The sequence below is a fragment of the Kribbella albertanoniae genome, assembly GCF_004348455.1.
GTDB classification, from domain to species: domain Bacteria; phylum Actinomycetota; class Actinomycetes; order Propionibacteriales; family Kribbellaceae; genus Kribbella; species Kribbella albertanoniae.
Genome location: NZ_SMKA01000093.1, coordinates 14810 through 27479, shown reverse-complemented (window position 1 = coordinate 27479; position 12670 = coordinate 14810). Strand labels below are relative to the sequence as shown.

Here is a 12670-nt window from a genome sequence, read left to right as displayed (position 1 = left end):
GGGGAGGGGGATTGTCGAGCGGATGCCGGGAGCGCCCAGGACAGGATGGCCGGCGAAGGCGGTGATGACCGGGTTGTGGACGTGGCCGGTGAAGATGGCGGTGATCCGCTTGCCGGTGAGAACGGCCTCGAGGGCCGGCTGCTCCAGTAGCGGCCACTGGTCCATCACCGGGTGGTGCATGGTGAGGGGCGGGTGGTGCATCGCCACGAAGACCGGGCCGTCGAAGGGCTCCCGCAGTACGGCGTCCAGCCAGGTCAGCGACTCCGAAGACAGCAGACCGTAGTCCTCGCCGGGGACGCTGGTGTCGACCAGCACGAAGCGTGCGCCGGCGACCTCGCGCACCTGGTGGATCGGGTGACTGTCGCCGGGGGAGTCCAGGAAGTCCGCGAGCCCAACGCGCAGTGGTGAGCTGACATCGTGGTTCCCCGGCAGCACGAGCACCGGCAGATCGGTCGGCAACTCAGTCGCCAGCTCGGCGTACTCGGCCGGCAACCCGTGATCAGCCAGATCCCCACTCACCAGTACGACGTCCACCGGCGTACTGAATGAGCGCAGGTACGACGTCACGCGCCGAAGGCGGTCGCGAGGAACCTCGGTTCCGTCCAGATGCGGGTCACTCAAATGCGCGATGACGATCATTGCCCGACCCTAACTGCCGAACCAGGTCGGCTAACCGCAGAAACCGGTCGGCAGATCGCTGCACGGGACCAGACCGCCGCGCTCCAGCACCGGACGGGCCTGCGTCGAGCCGATGTAGTCGAGGAACGCCGCGGTGAGCGACTTCGGGTCGGGCGTCTTGTAGGTGTAGGCGTGCTCGACCTCCCAGAACCGGTACGACCGGTCCGCCACCTTCAACGTGTCCGGAGCGACCCCGTCGATCGTCGCGATCGAGATCTGCGGATACTTCCGGGCACTCCCGAGTTCGGCGTACCCGATCGCGCCCTCGATCTCGTTGACCCGGGTGAGCACCTCTTCCGTCGTACCGACCTCGCAGCGGTGGTACTTGGCGACCGCGTCGTCGTCGCGGGCGCAGTTGTCGGACGAGATCCCGAGTTCCTGGTCACCGGCGAGCGCCTTCTCCCGGAACACCCGGCGCGATCCGGAGTCCGGCCCGACCCGGCTGACCATCCGGATCGGCAGGTCGCGGCCACCGAGCACCTTCCAGTTGGTGATCTTGCCGCTGTAGATGTCGCGCAACTGCGTCGTACTCAGACCGTTGACATCGGCCGACCGGTTGATCGCGACCGCGAACACGACCACGGCGACCGGCTCGCCGCGCAGCTCGGGTGCGCTCTCGGCGGGACCGTCCGACATGGCGATCTGCCGGCTCGCCTGCTCCGCGTCCTTGGGGCCGAGCTCGGCCAGAGTACGGACGCCGTTGCGGCTGCCGTTCGCGGCGATGGTGATGTCGGCGTTCGTGCACTCGGTCGCATAGGCCGTCCGCAACTCGCGCATGGTCGGTTCCACCGCGGTCGATCCGATCACCCGGAGCTGACCCGACGAGCAGTCGTCCGGCGGCTGCAGCACGTCGACGAGGAAGAACGCGACCAGCGCTCCGACCAGCATCAATGACAATGCACCGAACGTGAGCGTACGGCGGCCCGGCCCGCGCGGGCGTGGTTCGTGGTAGACCCCGCCACCGGTCGAGCCGCCGGCCAGGTAACCCGAGTGGCTGACGCCCTGGCCGGTCCCGGACAGCACCAGCAGGAACTTGAAGTGGTCGCCCCGGTTGATCGCGATCCGCGGCAGCACGAGCTTGCTGGTGTCGACGAAGTTCGCCGGCGCGAGCCGCCGCTCGAGCATCTCGCCGAGCGAACTCGGCTGCGCCTCGGTCACCTTCAGCCCGACGATCTTGCGATCGGGGAACGCGAAGGCCACCTTCTCGTGCATGTCCTGAGGGTCGATGTCCATCCCGCCGGCGTTGTCCAGCCGGAGCAGGACGATGCTCGGATCCGTGACGACGGCGCCCTGGTGGCGAACCTCGACGTCCACCATCCGCTGGGTCTGGTCGGCCCGCGGATACACCCCGATCCGCGCGTCGACCTGAACGCGGTACACCAGCCGCTTGCGACGGAGGACATACCGGTCGATTAGCCACGCGGCCGCCGTACCGATGAGTGCGATCAGAGCGATGACGGTTTCGAGATTGACGGACGCGAAACCAGAGAAGTCGAACAACGTGCCCCCACTTCAGCGAAGGCAGGACGCTACTGCCCGACGGTGAACGGACGCTTACCGCACGATGACGCGCCGGTGGGAGTCGACCATTTCAGTCGAGGCCTTCGATGATGCGGAAGTCGCGCTCGAAGCCGTGGGGGAGTTCGGCCAGCGCCTCCTGATAGGACTCACTCTCGTAGGTGGCGACGGCCTGTTCGAAGCTGTCGAACTCGATCAGGACAACGCGCTCGGCGATTCCGGCTTCGTGGGCGACAACCCGGCTGCCGATGCCGGCGAGCAGCCGCCCGCTTGCGGCCTTGACTGCCGCGCCGGCCAGTTCGTTGTAGACATCAAATCCCTCAGGGTCTGTGATGGTGGGGTAGACGCTGACCCAGTAGCCCTTGGCCACGGTTCCTCCTGTGTTCGGAATTGATCATCAGAAATATTCATCCGTCGCCGGAGCGCGGTGGTCTCCAGCGCCAGGCCGAGCTCACGGATCGCCCGTGATGATCCATGTCTTCGTCTCGTTCGTCGTGGTCATGGGCCCGACGCTAAAGCTTCGAGCGCGCTCGAAAGCAAGCCGCACCGAGACTCGGGAGGCTACGAGCGGTCCGGCCCGCCGCCTTACCGGGTGATGACGCGCCGGGCCTGGGCTTGGTTGGCGGTCCGCCATCTGCGAGATTTGGCGGCATGGCTGAACAGGTTGACGTGGTCGTGATCGGGCTGGGTGTTGGTGGCGAGGAGGCCTCCGGCCGACTGGCCGAGGCAGGGCTGAACGTGGTGGGGATCGAGCCGCGGCTCGTCGGCGGCGAGTGCCCGTACTACGGGTGCATCCCGAGCAAGATGATGATCCGCGCCGCCAACCTGATCGCGGAGACCCGTCGCGTCGACGGCATGGCCGGTACGGCGTCCGTCCAGCCGGACTGGGCGCCGGTGGCGCAGCGGATCCGCGACGAGGCGACTGACAACTGGAACGACCAGGTCGCGGTCGACCGGCTGGTGAAGAAGGGCGTCACGTTCGTCCGCGAGCACGCCACGATCACCGGGCCGCGCACGGTGAAGGCAGGCGACCGGGAGTTCGAGGCGTCGAAGGGCATCGTCGTCGCGACCGGCACGGTGCCGCTGGTGCCGCCGATCGACGGCCTCGCCGGTACGCCGTTCTGGACGAACCAGGACGCGATTCGCGTGGAGACGCTGCCGGCCTCGCTGGTCGTGCTCGGCGGCGGCGCGATCGGGGTCGAACTCACCCAGGTCTTCGCGCGGTTCGGGGTTGCCGTGACGGTGATCGAGGGTGCCGAGCGGATCCTGGCGATGGAGGAGCCCGAGTCCGGCGACCTCGCTCGCGAAGCGCTCGAGCGCGACGGCGTGACCATCACCACCGGCGTGCACGCGTCGAAGGTCGCGTACGACGGCAACGAGTTCACCATCACCTTGGACGACGGCCGCACGGTCACCGGCGAGAAGTTGCTGGTGGCAACCGGTCGTCGGGTCGACATCAAGGGCCTCGGGCTGGATCAGGTCGGGATCGACGCAGACGCCCGCAAGATCGAGGTCGACGAGCACGTCCGGGCCGCCGACGGTGTCTGGGCCGTCGGCGATGTGACCGGGGTCGGCGCGTTCACCCACACCGCGATGTACCAGGCGAACATCGCCGTCCACGACATCCTCGGTACGCAGAATGCTCCGCTGGCGCGGTACCACGCGATGCCGCGGGTCACCTTCACCGATCCGGAGATCGGCGCGGTCGGGCTGACCGAGAAGCAGGCCCGCGAGCACGGCCTGAACATCGCGACCGGACTGACGCAGATCCCGTCGTCCTCGCGCGGCTGGATCCACAAGGCCGGCAACGAGGGCTTCATCAAACTCGTCGTCGACACGGACCGCGGCGTACTGGTCGGTGCCACCAGCGCCGGTCCGACCGGCGGTGAGGTGCTGAGCGCGCTCGCGATCGCCGTGCATGCCGCCGTACCTGTGCACTCTCTGCAACAGGTCATCTACGCATACCCGACCTTCCACCGCGCGATCGGTGATGCCCTCAAGGATCTCTGAGACTCCTGTTGCGATTCGGTCGCAACAGGATCAAGAATGTCCGCGTGCATGTTCCTGATGGGTTCTTCGACGCGCCGACGTCCATCGCCACCGGTCTGATCGCGGCCGGTGCGGTCGGCTTCAGCCTGCAGCGTGCCAACCGCGAGATCCGGGAAACCGGTCCCGCGCTGGCCGGGCTGACTGCCGCCTTCGTGTTCGCGGTGCAGATGGTGAACTTCCCGGTCGGCGCCGGCACCAGCGGCCACCTGCTCGGTGGTGCGCTGGCAGCCGCGCTCGTCGGCCCGTGGACCGCCGTACTGGTGATGTCGACGGTGCTGCTCGTGCAGGGACTACTGTTCGCCGACGGCGGCCTGACCGCCCTCGGTACGAACATCACGCTGATGGGCCTGATCACGGTCCTCGTCGGATACTTCATCACCCGCGCCCTGCTGCAGATCCTCCCGCGCCGCACCGGCAGCGTCGTACCGGCCGCGACCGTCGGTGCGCTCGTCTCCGTCCCGGTCGCGGCGCTGGCGTTCACCGGCCTGTACACGATCGGCGGCGCGGTCGACATCCCGATCGGCAAGCTCGCCACCGCGATGGTCGGCTGGCACATCCTCGTCGGCATCGGTGAGGCGGTCATCACGGCCGCCGTCCTCGGCGCGGTCGTCGCGACCCGGCCCGACCTCGTGTACGCCGCTCGCCACCTCCAGCCCGACCTGATCCTGGTCGATGCCGACGGCAACACTTCCACGGTCTCCCCGGACAAGCCCATCGCGGCCAGGCCCGCCGGCCGCTCGCTCGGGATTGGCGTCGCGATCACGCTCGTCGTTGCCGGTGGCGTCAGTCTGGTGGCGAGTGCGCATCCCGACGGCCTCGAGTTCGTCGGTGCCAAGCTCGGCTTCGAGAGCGCGGCCAAGGACTCCGCGGTCGCGGGCAGCCCGCTGGCCGACTACGGAGTGAGCGGGATCGGCAACGCCCAGGTCTCCGGTGCGCTCGCCGGCATCATCGGCGTACTGGTCACGATCGCCCTCGGCCTGGCCATCGCCAAGGTCGCCTCGCTCCGCACAAACAAAGCGTCGTGAGCGGAGACGGCCTGCTCGTCGCGGTCGACAGCAAGGTCCACCGGATCCCCGCACAGGTCAAGATCGTCGCCCTGTTCGTGTTCGTCCTGGCCGTCGTCTCGACCCCGGCGGCCAACTTCTGGGCCTTCGCCCTGTACGGCGCTTTGCTCGTCGCGGCGCTCGTGGTTGCGAAACTCCCGGTGCCCGTGGTCTCCCGGCGGCTCGCGGTGGAGACGCCGTTCATCGTGTTCGCGCTGCTGCTCCCGTTCGTGGCGACCGGACCGACGGTCGACGTACTCGGCCTGCAGTTGTCGCAGTCCGGCGTGCTGGGCGCGTGGAACATCCTGGCGAAGGGCACGCTCGGCGTGATCGCCGCGATCCTGCTGTCGGCCACGACCGGTCCCCGCGAACTGCTCGCCGGCCTCGAACGCCTGCGATTGCCGTCGACCCTCGTGGCGATCCTGTCGTTCATGGTTCGCTACCTCAGCGTCGTCTCCGATGATCTGCACCGGATGCGGATCGCCCGCGAATCCCGCGGGTACGTCGGCGGCCGAGCCGGGCACCTGAAGGCGATCGCCGGGGGAGTGGGCGCACTGTTCGTCCGCAGTTTCGAGCGTGGTGAGCGGGTGCACCTGGCGATGCAGTCGCGGGGTTACACCGGCCGGATGCCGCTGCTCGGAGAGGTCGGTGCGACCCGGGCTCAATGGATGGAAGGGCTGACGATCTCCCTGGCTGCGGTCGCCGTCGCGGTGACGGCTAGGGTTGTCGGCTTGTGAGCGGTCCCGCGATTCATGTCGAGCGTCTCGTCTTCGCCTACCCCGACGGGCGGCAGGCCCTGTACGGCGTCGATTTCACCGTCGAGCGTGGTGAGCGGGTGGCCTTGCTCGGCCCGAACGGCGCCGGCAAGACCACGCTCGTCCTGCACCTGAACGGGATCCTCGGCTCGGTCGCGGGTGGCTCGGGCAGTGGCCGGATCGAGATCGGCGGGACGGGTCTGCATCGCGATCACCTGCGCGTGATCCGGCGGAAGGTCGGCCTGGTCTTCCAGGATCCGGACGACCAGTTGTTCATGCCGACCGTGCGCGACGACGTCGCCTTCGGACCGGCGAACCTCGGCCTGCGCGGCGCCGAGCTGGACGACCGGGTACGCGAAGCGCTGGTCCAGGTCGGCATGCAGGATCACGCGGACCTCGCGCCGCACCACCTGTCCTACGGCCAGCGCCGCCGGGTTGCGGTGGCGACCGTGCTCGCGATGCGGCCTGAGGTGCTCGTGCTGGACGAGCCGTCGAGCAACCTCGACCCGGCCAGCCGGCGCGAGCTGGCCGACATTCTGACGGGTCTCGACGTGACCCTGCTGATGATCACCCACGACCTCCCGTACGCGCTGCAGCTGTGCGAGCGGAGCCTGCTGATGGACGGCGGCCGGATCGTCGCGGACGGCCGGACCCGGGACCTGCTCGGCGACGCCGAACTGATGAGCGCGCATCGGCTGGAGCTGCCGTACGGGTTCGACCCGCTGTCGGTGCCGGGCCCCGAAGGCCGCTGACCGACTCTAGAAATACGCGGCCAGTTTCTTACCAAGACCTTGTCTGTTACCCGCGAGTCGGCCATCGTGACTTTGAGTACTTCAGTCGCCACCCCTCGCACCCAAGGCGGTCCGCCCATGAAGTCCATCGTCAGCCTTCTGTCCGCCGCGGCCCTCGGCGCCGCGGTCCTTCTCAGTCCTGGTGTCGCGCACGCCGCGGTCAACTACGTTGCCCTCGGTGACTCCTACGCCTCCGGAGTCGGCACCCGCACCTACATCGAGAGCAGCGGCTCCTGCCAGCGCTCCACCAAGGCCTACCCGTACCTCGACGCCGCCCGGCTCGGCGCGAGCCTGACCTTCGTCGCCTGCTCCGGCGCCCGCGTCGCCGACGTCACGAACAACCAGTTGAGCGCGGTGACCAGCGCGGCCAACCGCATCACGGTCCAGGTCGGCGGGAACGACGCCGGCTTCTCCTCGGTGATCACCGAATGCGCCAAGCCCGCCTGGCTCGGCAACTGCGACACCGCGATCAACAACGCCCAGGCCACGATCAACAACACGATCCCCGGCCGGCTGAACGGTCTGTACGGCTCGATCCGGAGCCGCGCGGCCTCGGCGAAGGTGATCGTCGTCGGCTACCCGCGGCTGTTCAACGGCACCGACTGCAACGCCGGCACGTTCTTCAGCCCGGCCGAGATGACCCGCCTGAACCAGACGGCCGACCTGCTCAACGCGAAGATCAAAGCTGCCGCCGACGCCGCCGGCTTCTCGTGGGTGAACCCGACCTCAGCCTTCATCGGCCACGCCGTCTGCGGCAGCCCCGAATGGATCAACGGCCTGTCCAACCCGGTCAGCGAGTCCTACCACCCCAACGTCGCCGGCCAAGCCGCCTACGCCAACCTGGTAGCCCCCGCCCTCCAGAAGAGCTGAACCAACAACGTCCGAACGATCGGAGGGCCCGCCTCCGATCGTTCGGACGTTAACACCCCGTCGCGCGTAACGTCCGAAGGATCGGAGGGCCCGCCTCCGGTCCTTCGGACGTTGTGAGCTACTCGGTGGCGACGTAGTCGCGGAGGTGTTCGGCGGTGAGGGTCGGGCTGGACTCGACCAGGTCGGCCGGGGTACCGGTGAAGACGACCTGGCCGCCGTCGTGGCCGGCACCGGGGCCGATGTCGATCAGCCAGTCCGCGTGCGCCATCACGGCTTGGTGGTGCTCGATGACGATCACGGTGTTGCCGTCCTCGACCAACTTGTCGAGCATCGTCAGCAGGGCGTCCACATCGGCCAGGTGCAGCCCGGTCGTCGGCTCGTCGAGGATGTAGATCGAGCCGCTCTTGCCCATGTTGATCGCCAGCTTCAGCCGCTGCCGCTCGCCACCGGACAGCGTGGTCAGCGGTTGTCCGAGCCCGATGTAGCCGAGGCCGACGGCCGACAACCGGTCCAGGATCATCCGGGCCGGACCCTTCACGAAGAACTCCCGGGCCTCGGTCACGGTCATCCGCAGGACCTCGCTGATGTTCTTGTCCCGCAGCTTGTAGGCGAGCACCTCGGCCGTGAACCGCGCGCCGTTGCAGACCTCGCAGACCGACGCCACCTCGGCCATCATCGCGAGATCGGTGTAGACCAGCCCGATGCCCTTGCAGGACGGGCAGGCACCGACCGAGTTCGCGCTGAACAGCCCCGGCTTCACGCCGTTCGCCTTCGCGAACTCCGCCCGGATCGGGTCCAGCAATCCGGTGTACGTCGCTGGGTTGCTGCGCTTGGACCCGCGGATCGGCTCCTGCCCAGCCACGATCACCCCCGGCCGACCGGCCAGCGAGCCGTGGATCAGCGAACTCTTGCCCGACCCGGCCACCCCGGTGACCACAGTCAGCACGCCCAACGGGATGTCGACGCTGACATCGCGCAGGTTGTTCAGGTTCGCGTTCTCGATCACGAGCTTCCCAGTAGGTCGCCGTACGTCGTCCCGTACGGCGACCCGGTGATCCAGATAGCGGCCGGTCAACGTGCCGGACCGCTTCAACCCGTCCAGATCACCGGCATAACAAAGCCGACCGCCGGCCTGACCGGCTCCCGGACCGAGGTCGACGACGTGGTCGGCGATCCGGATCGTCTCCGGCTTGTGCTCGACGACCAGCACGGTGTTGCCCTTGTCGCGCAGCTGGATCAGCAGGTCGTTCATCCGCTGGATGTCGTGCGGATGCAACCCGACCGTCGGCTCGTCGAAGACGTACGTGACATCGCTCAGGCTGGAACCGAGGTGCCGGACCAGCTTCACCCGCTGCGCCTCACCACCCGACAGCGTGCCCGATTCCCGATCGAGGCTGAGATAGCCCAGCCCGATGGTGACCATCGAGTCGAGTGTCTGCCGCAGCCCGTCAAGCATCGGGCCGACGCCGGGGTGTTCGACCCCGGCCACGAACTTGGCCAGATCGCTGATCTGCATCGACGAGCAGTCGCCGATCGTGCGGCCGTTGATGGTGACCGAGCGGGCGGCCTCGTTGAGTCGCGCGCCACCACACGACGAGCAGGTCGCCTGCCGCACCGCGCGCTCCCCGAATGCACGAGCCGGAGCCTGCAACGCGTCCAGATCCTTACCGACGTACTGGCGTTTGATCTTGGCGGCGAGTCCTTCGAAGGTGAGGTTGCTCTTGCCGATCTTGACCTTCATCGGCTCCTGCCAGAGGAACTGCTGCCAGGTCTCGGCCGGATAGTCGCGCAGCGGCAGGTCCGGATCGAACAGACCGGACTGGGAGAACAGCTGGTACCACCAGGTCTCGGGACCGTATCCAGGCGCCTTGATCGCGCCTTCCTTCAAACTGAGGCCGGTGTCGACGAGTTCGTCGATGACCAGCTCGGTGGTCCGGCCGAGCCCCTCACAGGCCGGGCACATCCCCTCGGCACGGTTGAAGCTGAAGGCCGAGGGCGGTCCGACGTACGGCGTACCGGCGCGACTGAACAGCACCCGCAGCATGGTGTGCGCATCGGTGGCGGTGCCGACCGTGGATCGGGAGTTGGCACCGATCCGCTCCTGGTCGACGACGATGGCTGCGGACAGGTTCCGCAGGGCGTCCACGTCCGGCCGGGCCAGACTGGGCATGAAATTCTGGACGAACGCGGTGTAGGTCTCGTTGATGAGTCGCTGGGACTCGGCGGCGATGGTGTCGAAGACGAGCGACGACTTCCCGGACCCGGAGACTCCGGTGAACACGGTCAGGCGGCGTTTGGGGATGTCGAGCGAGACGCCGGCGAGGTTGTTCTCGCGGGCCCCGCGGACCTCGATCAGGTCGTGGCTGTCAGCGGCCGGGTGACCGGTCGGAGCGGTCGAATCGGTAGCAGGCATCCTTCAATCCTCCCATTGAACCGCCGATGAAGACTTTGCCGCGAGACCCCCCGCTGCGGCGGCGCGGAAAGTTTCGACACGACGTGAAGGATGTGAGAATGTCCGGCATGCGAGCCACCGTGAAAGACGTCGCGAAACTGGCCGGGGTGTCCCCGAAGACGGTCTCCAATGTCATCAACGGTGTGGTGTTCGTCCGGCCGGAGACGCGGGCCCGGGTCGAGCAGGCGCTCAGCGAGCTCGACTACGTGCCGAACATGAGCGCCCGCGGCCTGCGCAACGGCCGCACCGGCATGATCGCCCTGGCCCTCCCGGACCTGCTCCGGCCGTACTCGGCCGAGATCGTGCACCTGGTCGTCGAGCTGGCCCACGAGCGCGGCTGGGGTGTGCAGATCGAGCAGACCGCGTCCGAGCCGAGGCGTGAGTTCGAGCTGCTGTCGAAGGCCCGCGCGTACCTGGTCGACGGCCTGATCCTGAACCCGGTCAACCTCGACGACAGCGCAGTCCTGTCCGCCGGGCCGCTGCCGCCACTCGTCCTGATTGGTGACGTCGACCAGGACTTAGTCAGCCAGGTGGCGATCGACAACGTCGCCGCGGCCCGCGACATGACCCGGCACCTGATCGCGCGCGGCTGCCGCCGGATCGTCGCCGTCGGTACGCCGGAAATCCCGCGCGGCTCCAGTGGCGCCGGCGTACTGGGCAGTGTCGCCGAAGCACCCGGTACGGCGGCCTCCCGGCTGCGGACCGCGGGTTATCGGCAGGCGCTCGAGGAAGCCGGCATCCCGAACGACCCCGCTCTGGAGATCGGGCTGGACCGCTGGCGGCCCGAGGGCGCGGCCACGGTGGTGGGGAAGTACCTGGGCGATCACGAGCTGCCCGATGCGTTCTTCTGTTTCACCGACACCCTGGCCTCGGGTGCGCTCTCCGCGCTCTGGGGCGCCGGAGTCGCCGTACCGGACCAGACCCTGGTCGCCGGGTTCGACAACGTTCTCGAGAGCCAGTTCATGATCCCGCCACTGACCACGGTCGACTTCGACCGGCGCGCGTTCGTCGGCGCTGCACTCGGGCTGCTGGAGGAGCGGATGGCCGACAAGAACGCCGCCCCGCGCCGCGTGATCGTCCCGCACCGGGTAATCGAGCGGGTCAGCACCACGCGCTGATCCACACACTCCCGCGCAAAAACAAACACAAACACTTGTCAACGGATTCCAACGATGTAATCATCCAGGAGCCCCTGCGAAGGAGACCTGAATGAGTGCGTTGGACCAGCATTTCTCCCGGCGCCGGTTGCTCGGAACGACGGCAGCGATCGCCGGTGGCGGTCTGTTGCTGGGATGCTCACCCGGAGCGTCCCGGTCGGCCGCCGATCTCAGCTACTGGCACCTGATGACCGGCGGAGACGGGATCGTGATGGCCGGCCTGGTGGACGCCGTCAACGGCCAGAACCTCGGCTTCAGTGCGACCCAGACTGTGCTGGCCTGGGGACCGCCGTACTACACGAAACTCGCGATGGCCTCGGCCGGTGGCCGTGCGCCCGACCTCGCGATCATGCACGCGTCGCGGATCGCCGGCTACGCGCCCGGCGGCCTGCTCGAACCGTGGGACCTCGACCTGCTGGCGGAGGTGGGGCTGCGCGAGAGCGACTTCCCGCCGCTGGTGTGGCAGAAGGGCCTGTACGACGGGAAGCTGTACTCGATCGCGCTCGACACCCACCCGTTCGTCCTCTACTACAACACCGAGCACGCCGAGAAGGCCGGCGTTACTGACGCGTTGCAGACGATGAAGTCCCCGGAGGAGTTCACCGAGGCCGCGCGCAAGCTGCAGAAGGTGACCGGCAAGCACGGTCTCTCGTACGGCTACCTCGGCGACGGCTCGCAGATGTGGCGGCTGTTCTACACGTTCTACCGCCAGCAGAACGCCGAGATGAAGCTCGTCCCGGGACAGAAGGCCCAGGTGGACGAGGCTGCCGCGGTGAAAACCTTGAAGTTCGTGCAGTCGCTCCTGGACGACACGATCGCCACCAAGGCCGGAGACGGCGGTACGGCGACCAGCGAGTTCCTGCACGGTGAGAGCGGGATGCTGTTCGGCGGTGTCTGGGAGCTGCCGACGCTCAAAGAATCGAAACTGCAGTTCGACGCGCGCCCCATTCCAACGTTGTTCGGGACGGACGCGGCGTACGCGGACTCGCACACGTTCGTGCTGCCGCGGCAGTCGAAGGTCGATCCGGAACGACGGCGGCACACCTACCAACTGGTCGCCGAGATCCTCAAGCGGTCGGTGAAATGGGCCGGCGCCGGCCACATCCCGGCGTACCAGCCGGTGGTGAAGAGCACGGAGTACCAGGCGCTCAAGCCGCAGTCGAACTACGCGGACATCCCTGGCTACGTGAACTACGACCCGGATGCGTGGTTCGGGGGTGCCGGGAGCGACTTCCACCGGTACTTCGCCGAGAACGTCCAGAACGTGTATCTCGGGAACGGGGATCCGGCTGCCGGGTTCGAAGGATTCGTGAAGCGGCTGAACGTGCTGCTCGACCGTCCGCAGCCGCTATGAGCG

At 67.8% G+C, this 12670-nt stretch carries 11 protein-coding genes; 7 read left to right on the top strand and 4 right to left on the bottom strand.

The features are described from left to right. The 3 genes from E1261_RS20645 to E1261_RS20635 form a co-directional block, all read right to left on the bottom strand. The coding region (locus tag E1261_RS20645; RefSeq protein WP_132408837.1) for a metallophosphoesterase at positions 1 to 639 on the bottom strand (639 nt) is incomplete at its 3' end. 30 nt (positions 640 to 669) lie between these two features. Beyond that, positions 670 to 2178: a PstS family phosphate ABC transporter substrate-binding protein gene (locus E1261_RS20640; RefSeq protein ID WP_132408835.1), complete on the bottom strand. Its 1509-nt coding sequence runs from the start codon at positions 2176 to 2178 to the stop codon at positions 670 to 672. 91 nt (positions 2179 to 2269) lie between these two features. Next, complete coding sequence (locus tag E1261_RS20635) at positions 2270 to 2566, bottom strand: DUF1330 domain-containing protein (protein WP_132408833.1); 297 nt, start codon at positions 2564 to 2566, stop codon at positions 2270 to 2272. Positions 2567 to 2847: 281 nt separating this feature from the next. On the opposite strand from E1261_RS20635, the gene E1261_RS20630 reads away from it, so the two are divergent. The 5 genes from E1261_RS20630 (at position 2848) to E1261_RS20610 (ending at position 7704) form a co-directional block, all read left to right on the top strand. Next, positions 2848 to 4206 carry a dihydrolipoyl dehydrogenase family protein gene (locus E1261_RS20630; RefSeq protein WP_132408831.1) on the top strand — a complete coding sequence of 453 codons (1359 nt, stop codon included), beginning with the start codon at positions 2848 to 2850 and terminating at the stop codon, positions 4204 to 4206. A 44-nt stretch (positions 4207 to 4250) separates the two neighbouring features. Further along, positions 4251 to 5270, top strand: coding sequence for an energy-coupling factor ABC transporter permease (locus E1261_RS20625; protein WP_132408829.1), 1020 nt, complete (start codon positions 4251 to 4253; stop codon positions 5268 to 5270). Next, the gene (gene cbiQ, locus E1261_RS20620; RefSeq protein WP_132408827.1) at positions 5267 to 6025 is read left to right on the top strand and encodes a cobalt ECF transporter T component CbiQ; all 759 of its coding nucleotides are present in this window, start codon (positions 5267 to 5269) and stop codon (positions 6023 to 6025) included. Before E1261_RS20625 ends, cbiQ begins: the two co-directional genes overlap by 4 nt. Next, positions 6022 to 6795, top strand: coding sequence for an energy-coupling factor ABC transporter ATP-binding protein (locus tag E1261_RS20615; protein ID WP_132408825.1), 774 nt, complete (start codon positions 6022 to 6024; stop codon positions 6793 to 6795). Before cbiQ ends, E1261_RS20615 begins: the two co-directional genes overlap by 4 nt. Before the next feature lie 117 nt (positions 6796 to 6912). Next, positions 6913 to 7704 (top strand): SGNH/GDSL hydrolase family protein, encoded by a 792-nt coding sequence (locus E1261_RS20610; RefSeq protein WP_132408823.1) that lies wholly within the window; start codon positions 6913 to 6915, stop codon positions 7702 to 7704. A gap of 118 nt (positions 7705 to 7822) precedes the next feature. On the opposite strand, the gene E1261_RS20605 is transcribed toward E1261_RS20610, so the two are convergent. Next, positions 7823 to 10117, bottom strand: coding sequence for an ATP-binding cassette domain-containing protein (locus tag E1261_RS20605; protein WP_132408821.1), 2295 nt, complete (start codon positions 10115 to 10117; stop codon positions 7823 to 7825). 107 nt (positions 10118 to 10224) lie between these two features. On the opposite strand from E1261_RS20605, the gene E1261_RS20600 reads away from it, so the two are divergent. Both E1261_RS20600 and E1261_RS20595 read left to right on the top strand, forming a co-directional pair. Then, positions 10225 to 11274 (top strand): LacI family DNA-binding transcriptional regulator, encoded by a 1050-nt coding sequence (locus E1261_RS20600; protein WP_132408819.1) that lies wholly within the window; start codon positions 10225 to 10227, stop codon positions 11272 to 11274. Between the two features lie 91 nt (positions 11275 to 11365). Beyond that, complete coding sequence (locus tag E1261_RS20595) at positions 11366 to 12667, top strand: extracellular solute-binding protein (protein ID WP_132408817.1); 1302 nt, start codon at positions 11366 to 11368, stop codon at positions 12665 to 12667. Positions 12668 to 12670 lie beyond the last annotated feature (3 nt).